The organism is Micropruina sp., from assembly GCF_047607385.1.
In the GTDB taxonomy this organism is placed as follows: Bacteria; Actinomycetota; Actinomycetes; order Propionibacteriales; family Propionibacteriaceae; genus Micropruina.
On record NZ_JASGDE010000080.1, the window covers coordinates 18,745 to 44,211 of the forward strand.

Here is a 25,467-nt window from a genome sequence, read left to right on the forward strand (position 1 = left end):
GGAGTGTTCATGACCGAGACCGACATCCGTCCGGTTGACCTGCCGTTCCGGGACCCGGCCCTGCCGGCGGCCGACCGGGTCGCGGACCTGCTCGGCAGGATGACCCTGGAGGAGAAGGTCGGGCAGATGATGCAGCTCGACGCCCGCCGCGACGTCGCCGACGAGGTGCTCCGGATCGGCGCCGGCTCACTGCTGCACGCCTCCCCGGAACGGCTGCGACTAGCCCATTCGCTGGTGGAACAGACCCGGCTGCGGATCCCGCTGCTGATCGGCGAGGACTGCATTCACGGCCACTCCTTCTTCGAGGGGGCGACCATCTACCCCACCCAGCTGGGCATGGCGGCGTCCTGGGATCGGGCGCTGCTGGAGCGGGTGGCGCGGGCCACCGCCGTCGAGGTGGCGGCGACCGGGGTGCACTGGACGTTCTCACCGGTGCTCTGCATCACCCGCGACCTGCGCTGGGGACGGGTGGACGAGACCTTCGGCGAGGACCCGTTCCTGATCGGCGAGCTGGCCTCGGCGATGGTGCGCGGCTACCAGGGTTCCGGGCTGGACGACCCGACCGCGATCCTGGCCACCGCGAAGCACTTCGCCGGCTACTCCGAGACCCAGGGCGGCCGGGACGCCAGCGAGGCCGACATCTCGGAGCGCAAGCTGCGGTCGTGGTTCCTGCCGCCGTTCGAGCGGGTGGCCCGGGAGGGCTGCCGCACCTTCATGCTCGGCTACCAGTCGATGGACGGGGTCCCGATCACCGTCAACGACTGGATCCTCACCGACGTGCTGCGTGGCGAGTGGGGCTACACCGGCACCCTGGTCACCGACTGGGACAACGTCGGCCGGATGGTCTGGGAGCAGAAGATCCAGCCCGACTACGCCCACGCCTCGGCGGCCGCGGTGCGGGCCGGGAACGACCTGATCATGACCACCCCGGGCTTCTTCGAGGGCGCCCTGGACGCCGTCGCGTCCGGCCTGCTGGACGAGGCCGACATCGACCGTGCGGTGGCCCGCATCCTGACCCTGAAGTTCGAGCTCGGCCTGTTCGAGGACCCGCGGCGCCCCGACCCGGAGCGGATCGAGTTGGCGATCGGGACCGACGCCCACGCCGAGCTCAACCTGGAGGCCGCCCGGCGCTCGCTGGTGCTGCTGCGCAACGACGGCGTGCTGCCACTCTCCCCCACCGCGCCGAAGCGGATCGCGGTGGTCGGTCCGCTGGCCGACGACCCCCAGAACCAACTCGGCGACTGGGCGGGCGGCTCCGGGCAGGCCGACTGGATCGACAGCCAGCCGCGCTCGATGATCAGCACCGTGCTCGACGGGCTGCGAACCTCGGCTCCGGCAGGCTGGACGGTGACCCATGCCCGGGGCGCCGACATCGCGCACTTCGTCCCGCACCCCGACGGACCGACCTACGCCGACGGCCAGCCGCGGATGCCGCTGGTGATGGCCAGTCCCCCGGACCAGGCGCTGATCGCCGAGGCGGTCGCGGCCGCCGAGGCGTCCGAGCTGGTGGTGGCGGTGGTCGGTGACTGCATCCCGCTGGTCGGCGAGGCGCGCTCGACCGCCACCCTGGAGCTGGTCGGCGGCCAGATCGCGCTGCTTGACGCCCTGGCCGCCACCGGCACCCCGATGGCGGTGGTGCTGATGGCGTCCAAGCCGCTGGTGCTGCCGCCGTCCGCGCTGGACGCCGCGGCGCTGCTCTGGGTCGCCAACCCCGGCATGCAGGGCGGACGTGCCATCGCCGAACTGCTGCTCGGGCAGATCGAGCCGTCCGGACGGCTGCCGATCTCGTTCACCCGGCACGTCGGCCAGCAGCCCAGCTACTACAACCAGGTGCGCGGCCAGCACGGCGACCGCTATGCCGACCTGACCCAGAGCCCCGCCTTCGCCTTCGGCGAGGGACTCTCCTACACCAGCGTCGAGTACGCCGAGCTGCGGCTGGCGAGCGACCGGCTCACGGCGTCCGACACCCTGGTCGCGACAGTGCAGGTGACCAACACCGGCCGGCGTCCGGCGCGCGAGACGGTGCAGGCCTACGTCAGCGACCTGGTCACCTCGGCCAGCTGGGCCGACCAGGAACTCAAGGCCTACCGGCAGGTGGACCTCGAACCCGGTGAATCCGCGACGGTCCGCGTCGAGATCGCCGTCGGCGAGCTGACCATCGTGGACGCCCACGGCGTCCGGGTGGTCGAGCCGGGCGAGTTCGAACTCCGCGTCGGACCGTCCTCGCGAGCCGAGACGCAACTGCGCGCCCGGTTCACGGTCGTGGGCTGAGAGGTTCCGCAGGCAGGGCGTCTCAGCTCCGGGTGTGCGGACGCGTCACCCGGCGGTGTGGATCGCCTCCGCGATCGGGGCGTCGCCGTCGTTGAACCGGATCGTCCGGCCGATCGTCGAGTCGTCGGCGAGGGTGGCGACGATCACCTGAGCCACGGCTTCGCGGGACACTGTCGCTGACTTCTCGGCCGCGGTGTCGATGCCGCGTGCGGGTTCGAGGGTGAGCGTGGAGGGCCCGAGGATCGTGTGGTCGAGGCCGGACGCCCGCAGATACTCGTCGGCGGCGGCCTTCGCCTCGGCGTACTGCCAGAACGGGTTGCCGGGGTCGACACCGTGCTGCGGCGAGCTGCCGAAGTACGAGACCATGACGTAGCGCTTCACCCCGGACTGCCGCGCCGCATCCATGGTGCGGATGGCGGCGTCCTGATCGACCGCCCGGGTGCGTTCCGGGTTGCCGCCGCCCGCTCCGGCGGACCACACCACGGCGTCGTGCCCCTCGATCAGCGTCGCCAGCTCGGCGGTGTCGAGACGCTCGATGTCGGCGACCAGCGGCGTCGCCCCGGTCGCGCGCACCTCGTCGGCGTGCCCAGGGTTGCGGATCACCGCGGTCACCGAGTCGCCCTGCCGGGTGAACAGGGGTTCCGCGAGCAGCGCGACCTTGCCGTGTCCACCGAAGAGAATGATGCGTGCCATGACTCCACCCTAGGACGGGTCCAACCGACGTCCGCGGCTCGCTGGTGCTGTCCGACGGGAGCTTCTCCGGACGAACAGCACTAGCGTGGGCACCCTGAGCAGAGGAGGGCTCCATGGGCAGGGTCGTCATGTACGCCTCGGTGTCGGTCGACGGTTTCATCGCGGATTCCAGCGATCAGCCCGGGCCGCTGTTCGACTGGTTGGTCAGCGGTGACGTGCCGTTGGACGACAGCGGCGTGCTGAAAGTGTCGCAGGCGTCCTATGACTACACCCGGCCCTACTGGGACCAGATCGGGGTGACGATCGCCGGTCGCCATGTCTTCGACCTGACCGACGGCTGGGACGGGACGCCTCCGGCCGGGGTCGATCACGTGATCGTCGTCACGCACCGTCCGGCACCCGAGGGCTGGGACCCCGATGCGCCGTTCTCGTTCGTGGACGGCATCGTGGCCGCCGTGGCGAAGGCGCAAGAGCTTGCCGGTGATCGCGTGGTGGAGGTAGCCGCCGGTGACGTCGGCGGCCAGGCACTTGCCGCGGGCCTGGTCGACGAGGTCCGCATGGACGTCGTCCCCGTGGTGCTCGGGTCCGGCAAGCGCTACTTCGGGTCGGTCGACGCGCAGCGCCTGCTCGAGGATCCCGACGTGGTGATTCAGGGCGACCGGGTGCTTCACCTGCGGTTTCGGGTGCGCCGCTGAGAAGACGCTCTGTCGCTAGGGCCTGTTACGGAAGCCCGGTCCGGCTCGCGGGGTCCCAGAGCGGCAAGAGTGCTGCAGCAAACCCCGGCGTCCGCCGGATGACAAGATGCTCCCAGTGGCACGCGTGCGCCGGAAAGCAACCGTCCCTATTCCGAGTCACGGACGTCCGGTCACAGAAGGTCGTCGGCAACGGCTCCGTCATCGGTCAGCTCAGCGATCGGCTCTCCTGGCCAGCAACCCGAGCGGGACGAAGTAGAGCACCGCGATCACGGCGCCGACGACGACCGGGCCGTTCGCTGCCAGCGGGGACTCGATGGCGAAACCCGCTATCCAGGTGCCGACAGCCGTACCGACGTTGAACATCGAGGTGCACATCGCCGACGCCAGCGTGGGGGCGTCCTTGGCGTAGCCGACGGCCTTGCCGATCAGCACCGGGTTGGTCGACATGCCGAACAGCCCCAGCAGCGTCAGCAACACCACCGCAGGCACCGCGGCCGACGACGAGAAGACGAGCGCGACCAGGACCACGAGGGTAGCGGCGGCGGAACCGAACAGCAGCCTGAACGGGTGCCGGTCGCCGATCCGTCCGCCCAGGTAGGAGCCAACCGCCGCCCCCACGCCGTAAGCGACCAGAACCACCGGCACCGCCGCGCTCGGCAAGCCGGCGACCTCGGTGATCAACGGCGAGACGAAGCTGTACACGGTGAGCGCCGACCCGGTCACCACCGCACAGCAGGCCAGAACCAGCAGCACCCGCACGTCATGCAGCGCGACCAGCTCGGCCGTCAGCGACGGCGGCCGCGCACCGACGGCATCGTGCGGAATCAGCCGGTACACCGCGAACGCACCCAGGAACGCCAGCACGGCCAACGCCCAGAACGGTCCGCGCCAGCCGATCGCCTGACCGGTGAACGAACCCAGCGGCACGCCGAGCACGTTGGCCACCATGCCTCCGCCGAGCACGACGCCGACGGCTCGCGCACTCATCGCAGCCCCGGCGGTCTGCGCGGCCACGACCGCAGCGACCGCCCAGAACCCGCCGGTGGCAAGGGCAGTCAGGAACCGTGCGGCCAGCACGACCCCGTAGTCGTCGGCGAGGGCGACGAGGACGTGTCCGACGGAGAACACCATCAGCGACAGTCCCAGCGCCAGCCGCCGGGACAGCCGCAGCGTCAGCGCGGCCATTGCCGGCGTCCCGACGATCATGCCGATCGCAAAGACGGTGATCATCAGCCCGGTCTGCGCGACGGACGTCCCCAGGTCGGCGCCGATCTCCGGCAGGATCCCGGCCACGATGAACTCCGACGTCCCCATCAGGAAGACGCCGGCGGCCAGCACGTAGCTGACCAGCGGCAGCCGACCAGGGTTCACGTGCCCCGTCACAGGGTGAGCAGCACCTTGGTGGCGCGCCGTTCGTCCATGGCGCGGTAGCCGTCGGCGGCGTCCTCGATCGGCAGGGTGAGGTCGAAGACGGCGCCGGGGTCGATCTGGTCGGTCATGATCAGTTCGATCAGGTCGGGTAGGAAGCGGCGCACCGGTGCCGGGCCGCCGAGCAGGCTGACCGTCGCGAAGAACAGGTCGAGCCCGTCGAGTCGGACGCCGTGCGAGACGCCGACGTACCCGACATGCCCGCCGGGACGGGTGGCGCCGATCGCCTGCAGCATGGACTCCTGGGTGCCGACGGCCTCGATGGTCGAGTGCGCGCCGTAGCCGCCGGTGAGCGCCTTGATCGTCGCGATGCCGGCCTCGCCACGCTCCTCGACGATGTCGGTGGCACCGAATCGGCGGGCCAGCGCCTGCCGATCGGCGTGCCGCGACATCGCGATGACCCGCTCGGCACCCAGCCGCTTGGCGGCCAGCACCCCGAGCAGCCCGACGGCGCCGTCGCCGACCACCGCGACCGTCTTGCCCGGCCCCGCCTCGGCGGCCACGGCGGCGAACCAGCCCGTCCCGAGCACATCGGACGCCGCCAGCAGGCTGCGCGCCTGCGCCTCGGTCGGCTCGCCCGGCACCGTCACCAACGTGCCGTCGGCCAGCGGGATCCGGGCAAAGTCGGCCTGGGTGCCGATCGAGCCCATCATCACCTGATGCACGCAGCGCGACTGGAAACCGGCCCGGCAGATCTCGCAGGTGTTGTCGGACGCCACGAACGACCCGACCACGTAGTCGCCCACGGTGACCTGGCGAACCTCCGGCCCGACCTGATCGACGATGCCGATGTACTCGTGCCCCATCCGGGTCGGACCGTTGACGTCCTCCAACCCGCGGTACGGCCACAGGTCCGACCCGCAGATGCAGGCGGCGGTGACGCGGATGATCGCGTCCGTCGGCTCGACGATGACCGGCTTCTCCACGTCTTCGACCCGGACGTCGCCGGGCGCGTGCATGACGACAGCTCGCACTGTTTCCCTCACTGAGATGGCTTGTGGACGATTGCACTTCTACGACACCAGAACGGAGGCCGGCGAGGGAGACCTGGTCGATGGAGGTACTGGCAGGGACTCCATGGACAGCGGCCGCGCCGCCTACCCTGACGCCATGGACAACCGCGCCGAGGTCAGGGACTTCCTGACCACGCGACGGGCGAAGATCACGCCCGACCAGGTCGGCCTGCCCGCGGGGATGAAGCGCCGGGTCGCCGGTTTGCGGCGCAGCGAGGTCGCCGCCCTGGCCGGCGTCAGCATCGAGTACTACACCCGGCTGGAACGCGGCGCGATCAGCGGTGCCTCCCCCGAAGTCCTGGACGCCCTCGCCAGAGCGCTGCTGCTCGACGACGCCGAGCGCGCCTACCTGTTCGACCTCGCCCACGCCGCCAGCCCGGTCGCCCGTCCTCCGAAGCGGCGGCCGTCGACGAGTTGGACGCCGCACCGCGGCCTGCAGTGGGTGCTGGACGGCATCACCGCCGGCCCGGCGTTCGTCCGCAACGGCCGGATGGACCTGCTGGCCACCAACCTGCTGGCTCGTGCCTTCTATGCCGACGTCTTCGACATGCCCGGCCAGCCACCCAACATCGCCCGCTTCACCTTCCTGGACGAGCGCGCCCACCGGTTCTACCCCGACTGGGACGCCTTCGCCGACGTCACCGTCGCCATCCTGCGTACCGAAGCCGGACGGGACCCGCACAACAAGGACCTGCACGACCTGATCGGCGAACTCGGCACCCGCAGTGAGGAGTTCCGCCGACTCTGGGGCAGCCACAACGTGCGACACCACGGCGCCGGCTTCAAGACCTTCCACCACCCGGTCGCCGGCCAGCTGACCCTCGCCTACGAAGGAATGAACCTCGAAGCCGAGCCCGGGCTCACCGTCACCGTCTACGTGGCCGAGCCCGGCTCGCCGGACGCCGAACGGATGCGACTGCTCGCCTCCTGGGCGGTGTCCGAGTACGGCGGCTCGGGCACGAAGGACGCCGCCGGCACGACCCGCTGATCGGTGATCATCGCTGGTCGAGCTTCGAGGCCCGGGCAAGGGTTTCGACAAGCTCAACCCACGGTGAGCGTACGGACGGCGTCCCGTCCGGCCCGATTGGCGCCGACGGTGGACTGAGAAGGTCCGAATCCGATCAGGTGGATCCGCGGGTCCGCGACCACCTGGGTGCCGCGGACGGCGATCCCGCCGCGGGCGTTCCGCAGCCCGAGCGGGTCGAGGTGCCGCAGCGCGGGCCGGAAGCCGGTGGCCCACAGGATGGCGTCCACCGGCGTGACCCTGCCGTCAGCTTCGCGGACGCCGTCCGGCTCGATCCGGGTGAACATCGGACGCCGGTCGAGCACGCCGCGCTCCCGGGCGGCGATCGCGTAGGGCGCCCAGCCCAGGCCGGTGTAAGAGACGACGCTGCGTGCCGGGTTGCCGGCCTCGGCGTCGGCGGTGACCGTGGCGATGATCTCGCGCCCCTCGGTCTCCGGACGGAACTCGCCGCCGCGGAACACCGGCTCGCGCCGGGTGTACCAGTACACCGTGGCCGACCGGGAGATCTCCTCGAGCTGCTGGACCGCCGAGATGCCGCCGCCCACGATCGCCACCCGCAGCCCGGCGAACTCCTCGGCGGCCAGGTAGTCGCGGGTGTGCAACTGGCGTCCACGGAAAGTGTCCTGACCCGGGTAGGACGGCAGCACCGGGTTGGTCCAGGTGCCGGTGGCGTTGATGATCGCCGTGGTGCGCCAGCGTCCCGCGCTGCTGTCGACCAGCAGGTCGCCGTCAGAATGGCCGTCCGCCCGGGTCCCCGTGCTGGGCGTCACCGTGCCGACCGTCACCGGGCGCAGGATCGGCAGCCGCATCGCGTCCTCGAAGGCGGCGAAGTACCGCGGCACCGCCGTGCGGCTGGGCTCGTCCGCGGCGATCGGCGGCTTCGGGAAGCCGGGCAGGTCGAAGATGCCGTTCACGGTCGCCATCCGCAGCGACTCCCAACGGTGCTGCCAGGCGCCGCCGGGGTGCTGGTCGGCGTCCAGCATCACGAAGCTGCGCTCGGCGTCCAGCTCGGTGAGTGCGCTGGCGTAGCCGCGGCGGGCCAGGTGATAGCCCGCCGACAAGCCGGCCTGCCCCGCTCCGATCACCACGACGGTCGCAACGCCGATTGCCATGGGCGGATGATAGACGTTTCAACCAACTGTCCGAGGGGGCGACAACCGCGCCCGCGACCTACTGACCCTCCCGAGGGCGGTACTGACAGGGACTCCCCCACCGCACGACCACCGCTTAGCGTGAGGGACATGTCTGTGATCGCGATCATCGGTGCCGGCCCCGGCCTGGGCGCCGCCACTGCCCGCCGCTTCGCCCGCGAGGGATTCTCCCTCGCCCTCATCTCCCGCACCCCCGAGAAACTCAGCTCCCTGCGCGAGGAGTTGGCGGCCGAGGGCATCCGGACCAGCGGCTATGCTGCGGACGTACAGGACACCGCGGCGCTCTGTGCCGCTCTGCAGGCGGCGGCGTCCGAACTGGGTCCGATCGAGGTGCTGCAGTACAGCCCGGTGCCCAGGAAGGAGTTCCTGCGGCCAGTGCTGGAGACCAGCGCCGATGATCTGGCCGCCGCGGCGGCCTTCTCCGTCATCGGGCCGGTGACCGCCGTGCAGACCGTGCTGCCCGGCATGGAAGAACTCGGACGCGGCACGATCCTGCTGGTCAACGGCTCGAGCGCGGCGCGTCCGAACGGGAACGTGGCCGGCACCTCGATCGCCTTCGCCGGCGAGTCCGCCTACGGGACGATGCTGCACGACGCCCTCGCGCCGCGGAACATCCACGTGGCCCAGCTGATCATTCCCGGCGCCATCGGCGGCGGTGATCCGCTGTACGCACCGGAAGCGCTGGCCGACCGGCTCTGGGCCATCCACACCGACCGCGGACCCTTCCGCACCACCGTGGGAGAGCCGTCGGCATGAGGGCGTTGCGGCCGTCGGTGGCCGCCGCGGTCGCGATCGTGACCGTCCTGGCCGGCTGCACCTCCCCGACGACCCCGGACAGCACCGCTCCGTCGTCCGCCTCGGCAACCCCAGCACCCAGCACTCCACCGCCTACCCCGTCAGGAGAAGCCGTGCGCGCGACCCCGATCCGGATAGCCATCGGCGACCGCGTCCTGTCGGCCAGCCTGTCGGACAACCCCACCGCGCGGTCACTCGTCGACCAGCTTCCGATGACGACGGCGTTCGAGGACTACAGCGGCCAGGAGGTGATCGGCACCCCGCCCACGCCGCTCACCATGGCGGGCATGCCGTCCGGCGCCGATCCCGAGGTCGGTGACATCGGGTACTACGCGCCCAGCGGTGTGGTCGTCCTCTACTACGCCGACGTCGGCTACTTTCCCGGCATCGCCAGAATCGGCCGGATCGAGGGCGATCTGTCGGCTATCAAGGGATGGAGCGGCTCGGTGCGCGTGACCATCGAACGAGCCGACTGAACCGAAGGGAGTCACATGGCACCGGCTGGATGCCGACCCGGACGGGCGGACGTCACGCGCCGGACGACCTGACCACGGACGACCCTGCGACCACTCGATCATGGCTCACATCGGGAGCCGGGCGCGGATGTCGCCAAGCCCGCGGGCAATGAGCAACTCACCGTCGTGGAGCGAGGTCCAGGCATCGATGCCCTCATCCCAAGCCCGGAACAGCCGTTCGTCGCAGCCGATGGTGACGGTGGTGGTGGCGGCCGGTTCCAGCTGCGCACCGGTGTAGCCGACGAGGCGGACCGGATGGGCCGGGTCGGCGGGCTGGAAGTAGACCTGCACCATCTCCCGCGATGTCCTGCTCCCGATGTTGGTCATGGTGACGTCGACCACCGGTGCACCGCCGCGGATGTGCAGACGGGCGTCGCGATAGTCCCATGCGCCGTAGCCCAGCCCGTGTCCGAACCAGAACAGCGGTTCGGGCGCGAGCCTCTGGTGGTGGCCGCGATAGCCCACGGCGGTGCCCTCGCTGTAGCTGACGGCGAGGTTGTCATCAGGAGTGACCGTCCAGGCCGGAGCGGCTCCGTCCGCGCGCGGATAGCTGGTGACCAGTCGTCCGGTGGGTTCGGCGTCGCCGAACAGGACGTCCGCTATCGCGTCGCCAGCTTCCTGGCCGGGAAGGCCGGCGATCAGGACAGCATCCACCTGGTCGATCCAGGGCATCAGGATCGGCGTGGCGGCGTTGATCACGACGATGGTGCGCCGGGCGGCGGCGGCAACTCTGCGGACCAGCTCGTCCTGGCGCCCGGGCAAGACGAGGGTGCTCTTGTCGTGCGCCTCGGTCTCATCCTCGTCGGTGAGGCCGACCACGACGATCGCTGTGCGCGATTCACGAGCCGCTGCCTCTGCCTCGGCGAGCGCGTCATCATCGGTGCGGGTGCGTTGCTCTGCGACCAGTGCGACGATGCCGAACGTGCCGGTGGTGAGGAGATGGCTCTCCTCGGCGATGTCCAGCTTCGGGTTCGCCGCGAAGAGCGCCGCCCAGTCCACCCGGGCGATTTCGAGGCGTGCGGTGAGCAGCGCAGCCTCGGGTAGTTCGATCGTCTCGACGATCGCGGGTGGCCGCAGCATGGTCTCGGCGGGCTCGGGGGTGGTCACCGGCAGTTCAGCCCGAACCTGCACGCCGGTCTCGGTGGTGAGCGTCCAGATCCCGTTGGCGATGCCGCCGACTCGGACCGGTCCGGCGGTGTTCTCCAAGCGGGCGGTGAGTTCGACGGCTGTGGGCTTCTCGGCGAAGTCGTCGTCCCAACCGATCGTGATGGTAGTGCCGTCCTCGTGACGACTGGCAAGTTGGCGGCCGTCGGCGGCGAAGAACGTCACCCTCATGCCGTGCTGCCCGGTCACCGGGTCGACGGTGAATGCCGGGTCGGCGGGCAGCGGCCGGCTCCGGACCTCGACGCCGTCCACCACAGTCACGAGGTCGCCGAGCCGCGCGCCGAGGGCATCAGTGAGACTGGTGAGATGGGGCGGGTTGACGTGGGCCGAACCGCCGCCCATCCCCTGGGTGTCCAGCGCGTGACGTCCGATCAACGCCATCCGGTCAGCCCCTTCCAGTGGCAGCAGATCGTCGTCGTTCTTGACCAGCACCATGCCGCGGGTGGCGATCCGGCGCAGCTGCGCGCGGCGCTCCGGGGAACTCGGACGCGGATAGTCCGCGGCATCGGGAGTGACCTCGCCGAGGGCACCAGTTCGTTCCGCGAGCAACAGCAGGCGGGCGAGATGATCATCGATCGTGGTCTCCGCCACCTCGCCACGGCGCACCGCCTCCACCAGGCGCTCACCCCACGGGCCGTCCGGGCCGGGCATGACCAGGTCGAGGCCGGCATTGACTGAAGCCACGGTCCGTTTGACGGCGAACCAGTCGCTCATGATCAGGCCGTCCCAGGCCCATTCGTCCTTGACGATGGCCTGCTGGATGACCCGATGCTCGGTTGCGGTGATGCCGTTGATGTCGTTGTAGGCGGCCATCATCGACCAGGCGTGCGCGTCCTGCACCGCCATTTCGAACGGCAACAGATACACCTCGCGCAGCGCCTGCTCCGAGACCCGGGAGTCGACGAAGTTCCGCAGCGTCTCCGACTCGTTGGCGATCAAGTGCTTCAAGCACGCCGCCACGCCGCGGCGCTGCATCCCTCGGACATATGCGGCCGCGACACGTCCGGTCAGGTATGGATCCTCCGAGTACGCCTCGAACAGCCGCCCACCCAGGGGCGAACGGTGCAGGTTGATCGTCGGGCCGAGCACGACATGGATGCCCTGCCGACGGGCCTCATCAGCAAGCATCCCGCCGACCTCGTCGGCGATCGCGTCGTCCCAGGAGCCTGAGATCAGGGTGGCATTGGGGAACAGCGCCACCGGTTCACCGCCCGCAAACTTCAGCCCCCGAACTCCGGTCGGGCCGTCCGAGAACGCCAGCGGCGCCAAACCGATGGCTTCGCTCCCGGGCAGCGTGAACGCTGTCTCACCGGTGAGCAGATGCACCTTCTGCGGCAGGGCGAGCGCGACGACTCGTGCGCGCTGCCGCTCGAGGGAGGCCGGCCGCTTCCCGCCGGTCGAAGCCGGGCCGATCATGCCCTCGTCCCCGGTCACTCGGCCGTGTGGCCCGCGTCGACGGGAAGCGCCACGCCCGTGACATAGCTGGCGCCGTCACTGCACAACCACAGCACCGCGGCCGCGATCTCTTCCGGACGTCCCAGCCGGCGCAGCGGCGAGCCTGCCGCGACCGCGTCGCGATTGTTGAACGCCATGTCCAAGCTGCCGAAAGCCTCTACCGTCCGCGCGACGGCGTCCTTCACTTGCTGCTCATCGGACACATCACAGCCGATCGGCAACGCACGCAGCCCCTGCGCACTCAACCCTTCCGCGAGCCTCTCAGCGGCGCTCACGTCGCGATCGACGATGGCGACCGCCGCTCCCGCCTGCGCGAACGCACGCACTGTCGCCGCGCCCATGCCGGCACTGCCACCGGTGACGAACGCCACCTTGTCGGAGAAGTCGTAGGTGACCATGCGAGATCCCTTCATCAGCCTTGTGCACTCGTGAGCGGCGACGCCGCGACGGACGTCGGTGACCGTCCGAGTCATCCGACTCCACCACGATCCGCGCGGGCGAGGGAGACCCGGTCGATGGTGGTACCGACAGGACCTCCCAGCACCCGCATCAGGGTGTCTCGACAGGTCCGCGAGGGGCTTCGGCAGCCGGCCGGCGAGCCCGCCGGAACAACACGGACACTGCCCGCAGACCCCCATTTGACCGGCACGCCCACACTGTTAGGCTGGTGTCCGCGTTGATTTGATCCAACTGTCGAATCAGCCCCACCAGCCTCCGGCCAGCGTTCCCCGCGGCCGAACACCCACAATCGTCCAGGAAGGACGGGGCGGACCCATGTCGCTCTCTTCGCACGATGTCTTCAACGCGCCCGATTGGTGGCGCCAGGCCGTCGTCTACCAGATCTATCCGCGCAGCTTCGCCGACGCCAACGGCGACGGCATCGGTGACCTGAAAGGCATCACCTCACGCGTCCCGTATCTCAAAGAACTGGGCGTCGATGCCGTCTGGCTGAGCCCCTTCTACCCCTCGGCGCTGGCCGACGGCGGCTACGACGTCGACGACTACCGCGACGTCGACCCGAAGATCGGCACCCTCGACGACTTCGACGCGATGGTGGCGGCGCTGCACGCCGCGCACATCAAGGTGGTCGTCGACATCGTGCCCAACCACTCCTCCGACCTGCACGAGTGGTTCAAGGCCGCACTCGCCGCCGGCAAGGGTTCCGCGGAGCGCGAGCGCTACATCTTCCGCGACGGCCGGGGCGAGAACGGTGAGCTCCCGCCCAGCGATCTGAAGTCGATCTTCGGCGGCAGAGCCTGGGAGCGGGTCACCGAACCGGACGGCACTCCCGGTCAGTGGTACCTGCACCTGTTCGCCAAGGAACAGCCCGATTTCAACTGGGACAATCCCGAGGTCCACGCCGATTTCCTGAAGACGCTGCGGTTCTGGAGCGACCGAGGCGTCGACGGTTTCCGGGTGGATGTGGCGCACGGCCTGAAGAAGGACCTGAACCCGGCCTTCCATGCCATGGTCGGTTTCGATGACGGTGTCGTCGATTCGGACGACGGCCAGCATCCGCTCTGGGACCGCGACGAAGTGCAGGACGTCTACGCCGAGTGGCGTGCCGTGTTCAACGAGTACGACCCGCCGCGCACCGCGGTGGCCGAGGCCTGGGTGGCGCCGCACCGCCAGGCCCGTTACTCATCGCCGTCCGGATTGGGCCAGACCTTCAATTTCGACCTGCTGAAGGCCGAGTTCACCGCCACCGACTTCCACGACATCATTGATCGCAACCTGACGGCGACCAAGGCGCTCGGCGGCTCGACCACCTGGGTGTTCTCCAACCACGACGTGGTGCGGCACGCCACCCGCTACGGGCTGCCGGACGGCGTCGCGGGCGCGGGCGCACCCGGTGCGGCCTCGTCGACCACCGGCGGCAACAGCGGCAAGCAGTGGCTGCTGGACGGCGGCGACCCGGCCGAGGTCGACCAGGCGAAGGGGCTGCGCCGGGCGCGCGCGGCCACTCTGTTCATGCTCGCCCTGCCGGGCTCGGCCTACCTGTACCAGGGTGAGGAGCTCGGCCTGCAGGAGGTCAGCCAGATTCCGGACGAGGACCGCCAGGACCCGGCCTTCTTCCGCAACCGGCAGATCGAGATCGGACGCGACGGCTGCCGGGTTCCGCTGCCCTGGACGCGCGAGGGTTCGTCGTTCGGCTTCGGCCCCGGCGGCGCGCACCTGCCGCAGCCGGCCTGGTTCGCCGACTATGCCGTCGACACACAGACCGACGACTCGGCATCCACGCTGAACCTGTACCGCCGGGCGCTGCACCTGCGGAACGAGCTGGAGACCGAGGAGAGCCTGGAGTGGACGCAGGTGGCACCGACGGTGCTGGCGTTCGTCCGCCCCAACGGCTGGTCCGCGGTGATGAACTTCGGCACCGAGCCGGTGGCGCTGCCCGAGGGCGAGGTGCTGCTGGCCAGCGGTCCGCTCGGCGATGGCGAACTGCCCGGCGAGACCACGGTCTGGCTTCGCTGACCTAACGAAGTCGTGCTCCGCCGGCGGCGGGTCCACACATGGTCCGCCGTCGGCGCAGTTCGACTCGTTCTCGACGGACCCGCAGGTCTATCGCGTGTCGCCCTGTGGCAAAGTCGCCGGATCGGCCGGTCGCAATTGCCGCGGACATTCGGCGAAGGTCTCGTCCACGAGCACAGCATGGATGTCGACGAAGTCGCGGGCGTCAGCACGCTGGCACAGTGCCGACATCTTGCCAGGCACAGCATCCCTTACGTCCAGCACTGGGCCCAGCTCAATCCGAAGCGGGGGGAACTCACGATAGTTCACTCCGAGCTGCGGATCGCTCTGTGTCATCCGTGGCCGGGTCAACGACGTGGAGGTCAGCAAACAACGCACGAACACGGCGCTTGGTCACTGAAAGCCCGGCAGCGATGAGAGCCTGGCGGAACTCCACGAGCACCTCGTGGAACTAACTGGTCGGCACTGGTGCTACTGGTGAAGAGATCCACCTCCATCAACGGGCGGTTGCCGATGCCATTGACGCTTATCGCGTAGCCGCCGGCCAGCACAAATCCGAACCGATCCACCGCCTGCAAGGGCGACCGGAACAGACCTCCCCCGAACGATTGACCGGCCGGCGGGCGAACGTCCGGCGATCCGGTCTCACTCGGGCCACGCCGGTGGTACCTGGTTCATGAGCCCGACGCCGAGTAGCGCCCCGACCCCGCCGAGCGACACTCCGACCCCTTGTGCCGCTCGAACCGGACCAGAACTCGCGGACGCCGGGGCCATTCACGTCGCCGTCCGGATGCACCGATAGCGGCTCGATCCGCCACCTGATTGCCTTCCCTATTCGTTCCATCGCGCCAGCAATCACGCACTGCCAATCCGCCCGACAGCGGAGCTCTATGCACTTCCCGAATCTCGCGAATTCCGTGCCCCCAGGTTGTCCGCCGCAGCCGGCCAGCTGGCGCGAATCGCCCGTTCGCGATCCACGCCTGCTACCGCTCCCGTCGATCGCCGGCGCGCGGGCCCTGACCTCCTCGCCCAGGCTCGCCAGGGAGCACTCCCCCGCTTTACCCAGGCCCGTGAATCAACGGGGCGACAAACCCGGCGCCTCTCGCCAGCTGCGACCTCACAGCGGACGGACAGCCGGGCAGCCTCCGTCGGACGCCGCCGTCCAGTGCCGAATGACAAGGATCTTCGCACCAGCGAAGCGGTTCAACTCGGCGCGTTGCCGTCGCCCGAACCCCAGGCCCGCATCGCCGCCGCCGGAGGCAACGCGTCCACCCGCCGCGACGATCCGGCCCAGTCGCGCTCGCCGTAACCGCTTTTAGGTCGAGTAAAATGCGCCGTCTCCACCAACACGACCAGTTGGTGACTTGACAGCCACCGCACGCCAGCTAGGATACTGAATATCACGGACTCGTAGCATGGTGTTTTGCTTCTCACGATTTCGAGAACACGCGGCAGTTCGCCAAGCCAGCAACCAGGGACAGGAGCTTACGTAATGGCGCGCAAGACGGTGGTAACCCATATCGACGACCTCGACGGCACGACCGCCGACGAGACCGTCGTATTCTCACTCGACCAGGTCGACTACGAAATCGACCTGAGCACGGCCAACGCGGCAACCCTGCGCGATGCTCTCGGCATCTACGTGGGGGCTGCTCGTCGCGTCGGCGGGCAAAAGCGGGCCGGCCGCGCGACGCGTCCCGCACGCACCGACCGGGAGCAGCTCGACGCGATGCGCCGTTGGGCTCGCGAGAACGGCTTCGAGGTTTCCGATCGGGGCCGAATCAGCAAGGTGATCCGCGAGGCGTACAACACGGCGCGTTAGTCGACAGCCACGCGAAGCGCGGGCCCTCCACCTCCGGTGAGGATGGGGGCCCGCGCTTCGTGTCTGCCTAAGGAAGCGCTGATCAGCGCTTCCCTAACGGTCAACTCCGCATGCGTCCATCGGCACGATGGCGGGTCGCCGCTCTACTGCGGCGGCGTCCGATGATCCACCCGACGATGACTGCAGCCGCGGCGACCACGGCCACCACCCCGTCCGGCACCGCGGCACTCACCCGCATCACCCACGATTCGAGCCGGAACTGATCGGAGACGCCCAGCACACCGCCGAGTGATGCGGTGCCGTCCGTGGCGAGCAGCACGACGCCGACCACCATGGTCAGGACGCCGCCGATCACCGCGGTCCAGGTATTGCGCCAGGCGCCGAGCCTGATCTCGCGGGGACGGACCAGGCGTTGCACGAATGGCAACCGGCCCCAGGCGAGGGCGAGGAGCAGCAGCGGGAAGGTCATGCCCGCGGCGAAGGCGAACAGAACGATCCCGCCGACGACCGCATTGCCGCCCAGGGCCGCGTAGGTGAGCGCGGCGCCGAGCAGTGGCCCCGCACAGACCCCGGCAAGCCCGTAGACGGTTCCCAGCGCATAGACCGCGGCGTTCGATGTTCCCGAGGCACTGCGCTCCCGAGACAGCGCCGGCAAGGAAACCCCGGACAGCATCAGGGCGCCGAGCCCCACCACGATCCATGCCGCAATGGCCACCACGCCGGATCGGTTGTGATTCACAAACGCTCCCAGGCTTCCGGCGAGAATCCCGAGCGGCACCAGGGTGGTGATCAGGCCGAGGTAGAACACGCCGGTGCGGGCGATCAGGGTCGCCGGCCCGGTGAACGCGAACGAGAAGAACGCCGGCAGCAACATGACCGAACAGGGACTGAGCAGCGTGAGCACACCTCCGAGGAATGCCCCCAGCAGGCCGAGTTCCATCGATCAGGCCGCTTGCTCGATCGCATCGTCGAGGAATCGGCGGAAGACCTCGATGGGCTGCGCGCCGGCGACAGCGGTATTGCCGACCACGAAGAACGGGACGCTGTTCACGCCGAGGCTCTGCGCCCCCTGCGTGCTCTGCTGAGCGGCTTGGCGGAGATCAGATCGACCGAGATCGGCGGTGAACTGCTTGATATCGGGCACGCCGGCCTTCTTGGCGAAATAGATCAGCCGCTGCCGCGGGAGTTCCGGATGGCCCTTCTCCGGCGCCTCGGCGTAGACGGCATTCAGGAACGCGAAGAACTTGCCCTGCTCACCGGCGGCCTGAGCGGCCACGGCCGCATCGCCGGATTGTTCGCCGAAGAACGCCACCGGATGCACCTCGATGCGGACCTTGCCGGTCTGAACGTAATCGCGGACGATGGTCGGCAGCGTGTCGCGGTCGAACAAGGCGCAGAACGGGCACCGCAGGTCGGTCCACAGCAGCAGCACGACCGGCGCGTTGACGTCACCGATGGCCGCCGGGTCCTTCGCGTCCCGTCGGACGATGGAGAGCTCGGCCCGCTGCGGGGACGCGCTGGCAGTACTCGTCGCGGTCGTACTCGGCGGCGGGCTCGCCTCCGCCTGGGGCCGTTGCGGGGTCTGTTGCGCGACGAGGACCAGGATCGCGAACACGACGACGACCAACCCGGCGATCAGCAGCGGCGGCTTGCGACGAGACCCGCGCGGGGCCGTGGATGTACTCACCTGCTCAGAATACGAGAAGCCGTCCGCATGGCGACCGGAACGCGTCACCGCGTGGAAACCCGCCGATCTCGCCTCGCCGCAGGCGAGGGTCGGCCCACCCGAGCAAGTGTTTGAACCTTCAAACATTGAGTTGTCCGTAGACACACCCGATCGGCGTCGGGAAGCCTTGGCGATCGAAGGGGAGTAGTTCCGCCCGGCCGCGGCCGGGCGCGCTGCGTCGACATGCTGATCGTCATCCGAGATGGTCCGGCGTAGCACCTCGCACAAGCGGGGCGAACGAGACCTTCGGCTGATCCGTCGTCGCCGGGGACTCGTTCTACGGCTGCGGCATGGGTGAGGACTTCTCAATGCCAACTGCTCTTGCTCGACGCGTTCTGCTGTGCCTGCTGATCGCGGCTCCCGCGATCGCCCTGCGCATGACCGGTACACAGCTGGCACCGATCGCAGACCTGTTCATCTTCGGCGCCTCGGTGGTGTCGGCGGCATTTCTGCTGGCCTGGGCGGCGGAGGCCGCGCAGAAGGACATCTCGGGGACGCTGGCGATTGCGCTGCTGGCGCTGATCGCCGTGCTTCCCGAATATGCCGTCGACCTGTATTACGCCTTCCGGGCCGGCTCGGACGCCGGATACACCCATTTCGCCGCGGCGAACATGACCGGCTCGAATCGCCTGTTGCTGGGATTCGGCTGGCCCTTGGTGGTGATCGTGGCCTATCTGGTAGCCCGCCGACACACCGCCGGGACACGACGCCATCCCGGTTCCCTGCGGCTGCCCGACGAGAGCCGAATCGACATCGGCTTCTTGGCGATTCTGGCCGTGGGGGCTTTCGCGATCCCGGCCCTGGGCAGCATTCCGCTGTGGCTCGGCATCGGGTTGATCGCCGTGTTCGGCCTCTATCTGTGGCGGGCCAGCCAGGTCCACGACGACGAGGAGGAGGAGGAGGAGTTCGTCGGAGCGGCCGCATTGATCGCGGGAATGGACGCCCGACCGCGCCGGATCACCGTCGTGGCGCTGTTCCTGGTCTCCGCGGCGATCATCCTGTCCTCAGCGGAGCCGTTCGCCGAAGCCCTGGTCTCGTCCGGGTCCGCGCTGGGCATCGACAGCTACTTCCTGGTGCAGTGGCTGGCGCCGCTGGCGTCCGAGGCCCCAGAGTTCATCATCGCCGTCATGTTCGCGCTGCGCGGCATGGGTGCCGCCGCGATCGGGACGCTGATCGCGTCCAAGGTGAATCAGTGGAGCCTGCTGGTCGGCTCGCTGCCCGTCGCCTACTGGGTGGGCGGCGGCACGACCGCGCTGCCGATGGACGGCCGGCAGGTCGAGGAGTTCGTGCTGACCGCGACGCAGACGCTGCTCGGCGTCGCGATCATCATCGCGCTGCGCTTCCACTGGTGGTCGGCGCTCGGCCTTGCCGCACTGTTCGCCGCGCAGTTCTTCGTCACCGACACCGGCGGAAGGTACCTGCTCAGCATCGTCCAGGTGGCCCTCGCGGCGGGGTTCTTCATCGCGGCCCCGGCAAGTACTTCGCCTTCGACTCGTCCAATGCTGTCGACCTGATGACAGGATCGATCACACGGGCGGCGGAGCTCCGGGCGGTGGCGCGCGACGCAGCCGGGGTCGCCCACGACACCCTGCAGGTCTCCACCCTCGACCGGGCGCGCGTGCAGGGTTTGACGAGGCGTTCGCTCCGCGGCGCGTCCCCGACGGGCGTGAAGTACGGCGAACTGAGCCACGTCGTCTCCAGCGACATCAAGAGCCGCGTCACGAGCTACAGCTACGTGACGGGCAGCCGGATCTACCCCAACAGCACCGGCATCTGCGGCTGGGTCGCGGGCTCCATCGTCACCCGGTACTGGCATGCCCGCTCGTCGGCTCGCGTTTTGCTGCCGTCCAAGTACCGCAGCGGAACCAACATGACCGCGTCGCCCAACTTCGCGACCTATCTGCAGGGCGACAAGGGCAACGGCACCTGGGCGCCCGACATCGAGGGACGCCTCGCGTGGAACGCGAAGAAGCAGGGTGCCGGGTACGTGTCGTCCTGGGCTCTGAGCAACATCGGCATGTTCAGCGAGGTGCGCAACAATTACCCGGTCATCGTGTTCGGCAACCTGCCCACCGGCAACAAGAAGAAAGGTGCCCATGCGGTGGTGGCCTACGGCGAGACCAAGGGCGGCTACCTGATCACCCACTACGGCTGGTCGGGCTATACCGACATCGTGCTGAACGGTGGCGTCATCGGCTCGAACGCCCGCTTCAGGCTCAAGTGACCGGCCGTGTGCTGCGGGCCGCGTGCCTGGTGATCGTTGCCGCGCTGGTCGCCAGTTGCAGCCTGTTCCAGACCAAGCGGTCCCTCGGCGTCAAGGCCACGGACGTCGCGAAGGTCGAGCTGTACGGCTACACCTGGGGCGACAGCGCCGACCCGATCAGCAAGGTGACCATCGAGAACTCCGACACCCGCCGCGAGCCGGTGCAGGAACTGGTGACGATGTTCACCGATATGCCGGTCAGTCCCCTGCGGTCGGACGCCACCGGCGATGCGGCCGGGAAAGAGACCCTGGGCGTCCGTTACACGCTGAACACCGGCACCACCGTGGAGGTGACCAGAATCCTGGTCGGTCTGCAGAATGCGATCGTGATCTGGCCGGACGGCACCGCCAACCGCACCGACTGGGGCTCCCCCGACCTGATCGGCCACTACAGCGAGATCGGCTCAACCACCAAGGTCGACCCGAGCGAGCCTCCGCAGGCGAAGCTGCCTGGATAGCGTTTCCGTCGCACTCAGCAGCTGGCTGCCCCGCTTCATCGAGGCATCTACACCTCCCCCGGCCTCGAGCGGTCGGGTGTTTGAGTCTCGCGTCCGGCTTCCGGACCACTGGTGACGGGCACCCTGAATCGTCCCAGCGCAGGTTGGTAGGATGGATCCAACCTACTTCGAGTGGAGGCCATCGTGCTCGCCGACCCTGAGAACACCATCGCCATCAGCGACGCCAACAAGAACTTCTCCCTCGTCGCCCGCCAGGTCGACGCCAACGGGGCCGTGATCGTCACCCGCAACAACAAGCCTGCCTACATCGTCATCAGCTACCCCGCCGCCAGGGAGTCGGAGCGAGCCAGCAACGAAGACGTCCTCGCGGTCGCACGCCACTACATGGCCGACCACCGGGCCGCCTTCGAGGCGCTCGCCCGGTGATCCACCTCGACACCGAACACCTCCGTGTCCTGCACGCCTACGCACTCGCTGAGACCGGTGGCGCTGAAGGGGTGCGGGACGAGGCACTTCTCGAAGCCGCAGCAGCCGCACCCTACGCCGGCTTCGGCGGCACCGAGTTCCACCCGACGATCGAGGCGAAGGCCGCCCGGCTCGCCTTCGGCATCATCGCTACCGACCAGATCCAGAGCTGGATCGAGGCCCACGAGATCAGTGCCGACTGAGCAGTCCTGGCCGCCGATAGATGGACGGGCCGTCCCTGGACAGGGAGCCTCTCGCGTCCGACGCTCAGGCTGACAGCGAGCCGAATGCCAACTCGTAGGTGGTGACCGGCCGGCCGGAGTCCAAGCCAGCATCGACGTCCACCGGCCTGAAGCCAAGTGCCAGGTGGATTCTCACAGCACCCGTTCGAGTCTCCTCGAAGCTGTTCCGCACCACGTCGACTCGTCCGGGGGACTTGAGGCGCCGCACCAACTCGGCGAAGGTCGCCAGGCCGAGCCCTCGGCGTCGGTGATCCGGGTGAATCGACGCTCCGATCTCCGCAACTCGCCGCCCATCTTCATCGATCTCGATCCGGTAGTGCGCGTGACCCACGATGTGCTGCCGGGCGTCCTCAACGAACCAGTAGTCGCGATCAACGCCACCCACCCAGACGTGGTACCAGACACCCCGAACCTCAGGTGGGAAGTCCACGCAGCCGGTATCGCGGTGGTAGCCGGCGAACTCCACGGCCCAACCAGCGTTGTAGGACATGAACTCCGGGTCGGCCAGCCACTCCTGTCGGAGCGCCATCTCGGCTCGGTTCGGAGCCCGGAACTCGATCAATGTTCCGCTCCTATGTTGTGCAAGATCGCTCGAACCATAGCAAACTCCGAATAAATCTCCTAGCCAGAGCCATATTCCAGCGGTCAGGGCGACAGGACTCGAACCTGCGGCAGCCTCGACACTACGACTACTGGCGTTGATCCATGAAGAACCCGGGCCAAACGGTGCACACGCTCCATGCCACATTCGAGTCATTGGCGAATGCGGCGTCCGGGGATGAGGCGGGCGGAGTTGAGGATGAACGCGGTCTCCGAGCCGACGTGGATGAACGCGGCGAGAACGGGGCTCAGGTAGCCGAGAGCGGCCAGTGCGATGCCGATGAGGTCGACGGCGATGGTGCCGGCGAAGTTGACCATCACGATGCGGCGGGCGCGGCGGGCGGTGTGGATGGTGCCGACCAGGTCGTCGAGGTCGGAGCTGATCAGGATCACGTCGGCGCTCTCGCGGGCGATGTCGGTGCCCGATCCCATCGCGATGCCGACATCGGCCCGGGTCAGGGCAGGGGCGTCGTTGACGCCGTCCCCGACCATCGCGAGCCGGTGACCGGCGGCCCGTTCGGCGTCGATCGCGGTCAGCTTCTCCTCGGGCAGCAGACCGGCCCGGACGTCGTCGATGCCCAGTTCCGCGGCGACCGCGCGGGCGGTCGGCTCGGTGTCGCCGGTGATCATCAGGGTGCGCAGACCCCGTCGGCGCAGTTCAGCGACCGCGGCCTTGGCCGAGTCGCGCAGGGTGTCGGCCAGCAGGATGGTGCCCGCGTAGCGTCCGTCGACGCCGACGTGTACCGCGGTGGCGATGCCTTGGCCTTCGATCCGTTCCGGGGCGCCGGTGACGAGCATCGGGTTCCCCGCCGTGACCGATCTCCCGGCGACGGTCGCGGTCACGCCGAGCCCCGGCTGGTAGGCGAAGCCCTCACACGGACCGATCGGTAGGCCCTGGGCGCGGGCGTGGGCCACGATCGCCTGCCCGAGCGGGTGCTCCGAGTAGGACTCGGCGGCCGCAGCCAGCATCAGCAGTCCCTCGGTAGTCAGATCCCCGGACGGGCGGATGTCCACCACCGCGGGCGTCCCGGTGGTCAGCGTGCCGGTCTTGTCGAACACGACGGTGTCCACCGCGGAGAGCGCCTCCAGGTGCGCACCGTGCTTGACGAAGGCCCCGGTACGCGCGATCCGGGCGATCGCCGCCAGCACCGCCAGCGGAGTTCCCGCCGCGATGCCGCAGGCGCCCGCCACCACCACGACGGCGATCGTGGCCGTGACGTCGCGGGTCAGCAGGTAGGTGATCGCGGCGCCGGCCAGCGCGAGGTAGATGAGCCAGGCGGCGAGCCGGTCGGCCAGCCGCTGCACCGGCGGCTCGGACGACTGGGCCTTCCGCACCGCCGCCACGATGCGCCCGAAGGACGACTCGGTGCCGACCTTCTCGGCACGGATCTCGACAGCGCCGACGTGGTTGATCGAACCGGCGAACACCTCGTCCCCGGCCGCGATGTCCACCGGCAGGGATTCGCCGGTGATCCGGGACTGGTCCGCCGTGGACCGCCCGGCGACCACCGTGCCGTCGACCGGGATCCGTCCGCCCGGCCCGACCACCACAACCTGCCCGGGCCGGACGTCCGCCAACTGCACCGTGATCAGGTCACCGCCCTGGCGGATCTGCACGGTCTCGGGCAGGAACGCCATCAGATCGGTCAGCGCGTCCCGCCCGCGGTCCATCGAGAGGTCTTCGAGGATCTCCGCGGCCAGCACGAACGTGGTCACCACCAGGGCCGTCGTCCACTCACCGATCGCCGCCGCAGCCGCGATCGCGATCAGCATGGACAGCTCCATGCTCATCCGCCGCTCCCGGGCGTCGTGCAGCGCCTCGGTCAGGATCGGCCAACACCCGACAACCAGCCCGACGACCGCGATCAGCGGCACCTGCGGCCAGGGCCAGGTCAGACCCAGCGCCACGGCGAGAGCGCACACCGCCACGAACAGCGTCCGAGCCAGGTCGCCTCGATCGATCCTTCGCCACAGGCTCGCCAGGCTCGGAGCCGCGCCCGTCTCGGTGGCCGGCACGGTGTCGACGCTCACCGCTCGCCCTCGTCGTCAGCCCCGGACGGGGCCGCTCCCCCGGCGCCCCCGGCGCGATGGTGCGGCGGAATGGCGTCCACGACATGCTCGGCCTGGAACACCGCGTGACTGACCAGCTGACGGGCGTGCTCGCCGATCAGGCTGTAGAACACCCGGGTGCCCTCTTGCCGGGCCCGGACGATCTTGCCCCACCGCAGCTTCGCCAGATGCTGCGACACCACCGTCGGCGACTTGCCGACCAACTCGGCCAACTCACCCACCGGCAGCTCCCCCTCGCGCAGCGCCAGGATGATCCGCACCCGAGTGGCATCGGAGAGCAGCGAGAACACCTCGGCCGCGAAGTCCGCGTACTGACTCTCCGGCCCGAGTGTGCATCTCTTCGAATCTTCACGCATGCTTAGATACTAAGATTGCTCGGTTCGGTCAAGCAACTACCTCAAGCAGCAGATCAAGCCTCGCGTTCGACTTCCGGGCCAGTGAGCGCCGACTCCAGTGTCGTCGCCCTCACGCTCCCGACCTTCCGCGCCGGTCACGGGCAGGATGAACACCGTACTTCTCGATCATGAACCGCCAGAAGAGCGGCAGGGCTTCCGAGGTCGGCCTGGTGATGTCGTCGTCCCGGCCCCGAAACGACATGTGACTAATCCGCACAGTTCCCGAGCCACGCGAGGACACCCGCACGTGATCAATCGGCCCTTCACCCAGGGGCAGCGAGGTGACCAGCAGATCATTCATCGAGGTGTGACCAACCAGTTGACTATCCGCCTGCTCCGCCACGACGCTGCGCGCAACGTCCAGCATCGGCGACACGAACAGAGCCCCGTTCTCGAGCCGGGACTCATAAGTCGCAATGATGTCCGACCACGGACGCCCTGGGAACAGGTCAGCCACTCCCCGATCGTATGGCAATGGCATGCCGTACTCCTTGCCGCGGCCAGCACCATCCACCTCTGGCAGGCTGTCGCAATGTCCGCCGTCCGAGGAGTCGTCACCCACTGGCTGGACGACCACCAGCCCGGCTTCGTCGAGTTCACCCTTACCGATGTCGACGGTGCCGTCCACGTCGTGCACGAGAAGGTGCCCGTTCTGACCGCGGAAGAACTCTCCCCGTCGTCAACATATCCACGAGAGCTATGGATCGACGCTGAGGTGCTACGGCGTCGCCACAAGGGAACAACCGTCCG

Annotated in this window: 24 protein-coding genes and 2 pseudogenes; 12 read left to right on the forward strand and 14 right to left on the reverse strand. The window is 68.9% G+C overall.

What is annotated here, in order from left to right; all coding sequences use genetic code 11:
* Positions 1-9: 9 nt before the first annotated feature.
* On the forward strand, positions 10-2,271 hold the full coding sequence (locus QM582_RS07090) for a glycoside hydrolase family 3 N-terminal domain-containing protein (protein ID WP_415083023.1): 2,262 nt from the start codon (positions 10-12) through the stop codon (positions 2,269-2,271).
* A 45-nt stretch (positions 2,272-2,316) separates the two neighbouring features.
* Here QM582_RS07090 and QM582_RS07095 read toward each other — a convergent pair whose 3' ends face one another.
* The gene (locus QM582_RS07095) at positions 2,317-2,964 is read right to left on the reverse strand and encodes an SDR family oxidoreductase (protein WP_415083025.1); all 648 of its coding nucleotides are present in this window, start codon (positions 2,962-2,964) and stop codon (positions 2,317-2,319) included.
* A 113-nt stretch (positions 2,965-3,077) separates the two neighbouring features.
* Between QM582_RS07095 and QM582_RS07100 the strand changes: the two genes are divergently transcribed.
* A complete protein-coding gene (locus QM582_RS07100; RefSeq protein WP_415083026.1) occupies positions 3,078-3,659 on the forward strand; it encodes a dihydrofolate reductase family protein in 582 nt (193 codons plus the stop codon).
* 210 nt (positions 3,660-3,869) lie between these two features.
* On the opposite strand, the gene QM582_RS07105 is transcribed toward QM582_RS07100, so the two are convergent.
* Positions 3,870-5,042 carry an MFS transporter gene (locus QM582_RS07105; protein WP_415083027.1) on the reverse strand — a complete coding sequence of 391 codons (1,173 nt, stop codon included), beginning with the start codon at positions 5,040-5,042 and terminating at the stop codon, positions 3,870-3,872.
* Complete coding sequence (locus QM582_RS07110) at positions 5,039-6,061, reverse strand: zinc-dependent alcohol dehydrogenase family protein (RefSeq protein WP_415083028.1); 1,023 nt, start codon at positions 6,059-6,061, stop codon at positions 5,039-5,041. Before QM582_RS07110 ends, QM582_RS07105 begins: the two co-directional genes overlap by 4 nt.
* A gap of 136 nt (positions 6,062-6,197) precedes the next feature.
* Here QM582_RS07110 and QM582_RS07115 point away from each other — a divergent pair, with 136 nt between their 5' ends.
* The gene (locus tag QM582_RS07115; protein WP_415083030.1) at positions 6,198-7,088 is read left to right on the forward strand and encodes a helix-turn-helix domain-containing protein; all 891 of its coding nucleotides are present in this window, start codon (positions 6,198-6,200) and stop codon (positions 7,086-7,088) included.
* A 53-nt stretch (positions 7,089-7,141) separates the two neighbouring features.
* Here the strand turns inward: QM582_RS07115 and QM582_RS07120 are convergent, their stop codons facing one another.
* Entirely contained in the window at positions 7,142-8,236 is a 1,095-nt protein-coding gene (locus QM582_RS07120; protein ID WP_415083032.1) for an FAD-dependent oxidoreductase, read from the reverse strand.
* A gap of 129 nt (positions 8,237-8,365) precedes the next feature.
* Between QM582_RS07120 and QM582_RS07125 the strand changes: the two genes are divergently transcribed.
* Positions 8,366-9,031 (forward strand): SDR family NAD(P)-dependent oxidoreductase, encoded by a 666-nt coding sequence (locus QM582_RS07125; RefSeq protein ID WP_415083034.1) that lies wholly within the window; start codon positions 8,366-8,368, stop codon positions 9,029-9,031.
* A 152-nt stretch (positions 9,032-9,183) separates the two neighbouring features.
* A complete protein-coding gene (locus tag QM582_RS07130) occupies positions 9,184-9,546 on the forward strand; it encodes a cyclophilin-like fold protein (protein WP_415083035.1) in 363 nt (120 codons plus the stop codon).
* Positions 9,547-9,651: 105 nt separating this feature from the next.
* Here the strand turns inward: QM582_RS07130 and QM582_RS07135 are convergent, their stop codons facing one another.
* The 3 genes and pseudogenes from QM582_RS07135 to QM582_RS07145 all read right to left on the reverse strand — a co-directional run.
* Positions 9,652-12,165: a glycoside hydrolase family 3 C-terminal domain-containing protein gene (locus QM582_RS07135; RefSeq protein ID WP_415083036.1), complete on the reverse strand. Its 2,514-nt coding sequence runs from the start codon at positions 12,163-12,165 to the stop codon at positions 9,652-9,654.
* Between the two features lie 14 nt (positions 12,166-12,179).
* Positions 12,180-12,323: pseudogene (locus QM582_RS07140) on the reverse strand (SDR family oxidoreductase); the annotation flags it as partial.
* A 15-nt stretch (positions 12,324-12,338) separates the two neighbouring features.
* Positions 12,339-12,842: pseudogene (locus QM582_RS07145) on the reverse strand (SDR family NAD(P)-dependent oxidoreductase); the annotation flags it as partial.
* A 136-nt stretch (positions 12,843-12,978) separates the two neighbouring features.
* On the opposite strand from QM582_RS07145, the gene QM582_RS07150 reads away from it, so the two are divergent.
* On the forward strand, positions 12,979-14,679 hold the full coding sequence (locus tag QM582_RS07150) for a glycoside hydrolase family 13 protein (RefSeq protein ID WP_415083038.1): 1,701 nt from the start codon (positions 12,979-12,981) through the stop codon (positions 14,677-14,679).
* Positions 14,680-15,879: 1,200 nt separating this feature from the next.
* Here QM582_RS07150 and QM582_RS07155 read toward each other — a convergent pair.
* Positions 15,880-16,056 (reverse strand): hypothetical protein, encoded by a 177-nt coding sequence (locus tag QM582_RS07155; protein ID WP_415083049.1) that lies wholly within the window; start codon positions 16,054-16,056, stop codon positions 15,880-15,882.
* 112 nt (positions 16,057-16,168) lie between these two features.
* Between QM582_RS07155 and QM582_RS07160 the strand changes: the two genes are divergently transcribed.
* Positions 16,169-16,498 carry a histone-like nucleoid-structuring protein Lsr2 gene (locus tag QM582_RS07160; RefSeq protein ID WP_415083050.1) on the forward strand — a complete coding sequence of 110 codons (330 nt, stop codon included), beginning with the start codon at positions 16,169-16,171 and terminating at the stop codon, positions 16,496-16,498.
* A 100-nt stretch (positions 16,499-16,598) separates the two neighbouring features.
* Here QM582_RS07160 and QM582_RS07165 read toward each other — a convergent pair whose 3' ends face one another.
* Positions 16,599-17,438, reverse strand: a complete 840-nt coding sequence (locus QM582_RS07165; RefSeq protein ID WP_415083052.1) for a cytochrome c biogenesis CcdA family protein — start codon at positions 17,436-17,438, stop codon at positions 16,599-16,601.
* A 3-nt stretch (positions 17,439-17,441) separates the two neighbouring features.
* Positions 17,442-18,311 carry a DsbA family protein gene (locus tag QM582_RS07170; RefSeq protein WP_415083053.1) on the reverse strand — a complete coding sequence of 290 codons (870 nt, stop codon included), beginning with the start codon at positions 18,309-18,311 and terminating at the stop codon, positions 17,442-17,444.
* Between the two features lie 221 nt (positions 18,312-18,532).
* On the opposite strand from QM582_RS07170, the gene QM582_RS07175 reads away from it, so the two are divergent.
* The 5 genes from QM582_RS07175 (at position 18,533) to QM582_RS07195 (ending at position 21,613) form a co-directional block, all read left to right on the forward strand.
* On the forward strand, positions 18,533-19,738 hold the full coding sequence (locus QM582_RS07175; protein WP_415083055.1) for a sodium:proton exchanger: 1,206 nt from the start codon (positions 18,533-18,535) through the stop codon (positions 19,736-19,738).
* A 38-nt stretch (positions 19,739-19,776) separates the two neighbouring features.
* A complete protein-coding gene (locus QM582_RS07180; protein ID WP_415083057.1) occupies positions 19,777-20,448 on the forward strand; it encodes a hypothetical protein in 672 nt (223 codons plus the stop codon).
* Entirely contained in the window at positions 20,445-20,945 is a 501-nt protein-coding gene (locus QM582_RS07185) for a hypothetical protein (protein ID WP_415083059.1), read from the forward strand. Before QM582_RS07180 ends, QM582_RS07185 begins: the two co-directional genes overlap by 4 nt.
* 171 nt (positions 20,946-21,116) lie before the next feature.
* Complete coding sequence (locus QM582_RS07190) at positions 21,117-21,371, forward strand: type II toxin-antitoxin system Phd/YefM family antitoxin (protein ID WP_415083061.1); 255 nt, start codon at positions 21,117-21,119, stop codon at positions 21,369-21,371.
* Complete coding sequence (locus QM582_RS07195) at positions 21,368-21,613, forward strand: hypothetical protein (RefSeq protein ID WP_415083063.1); 246 nt, start codon at positions 21,368-21,370, stop codon at positions 21,611-21,613. Before QM582_RS07190 ends, QM582_RS07195 begins: the two co-directional genes overlap by 4 nt.
* A 64-nt stretch (positions 21,614-21,677) precedes the next feature.
* Here the strand turns inward: QM582_RS07195 and QM582_RS07200 are convergent, their stop codons facing one another.
* The 4 genes from QM582_RS07200 to QM582_RS07215 form a co-directional block, all read right to left on the reverse strand.
* Positions 21,678-22,214, reverse strand: coding sequence for a GNAT family N-acetyltransferase (locus QM582_RS07200; protein ID WP_415083064.1), 537 nt, complete (start codon positions 22,212-22,214; stop codon positions 21,678-21,680).
* A 191-nt stretch (positions 22,215-22,405) separates the two neighbouring features.
* Complete coding sequence (locus QM582_RS07205) at positions 22,406-24,283, reverse strand: heavy metal translocating P-type ATPase (RefSeq protein ID WP_415083066.1); 1,878 nt, start codon at positions 24,281-24,283, stop codon at positions 22,406-22,408.
* Complete coding sequence (locus QM582_RS07210; RefSeq protein ID WP_415083068.1) at positions 24,280-24,678, reverse strand: ArsR/SmtB family transcription factor; 399 nt, start codon at positions 24,676-24,678, stop codon at positions 24,280-24,282. Before QM582_RS07210 ends, QM582_RS07205 begins: the two co-directional genes overlap by 4 nt.
* Before the next feature lie 109 nt (positions 24,679-24,787).
* Positions 24,788-25,345 (reverse strand): hypothetical protein, encoded by a 558-nt coding sequence (locus QM582_RS07215; RefSeq protein ID WP_415083070.1) that lies wholly within the window; start codon positions 25,343-25,345, stop codon positions 24,788-24,790.
* Positions 25,346-25,467: the final 122 nt, after the last annotated feature.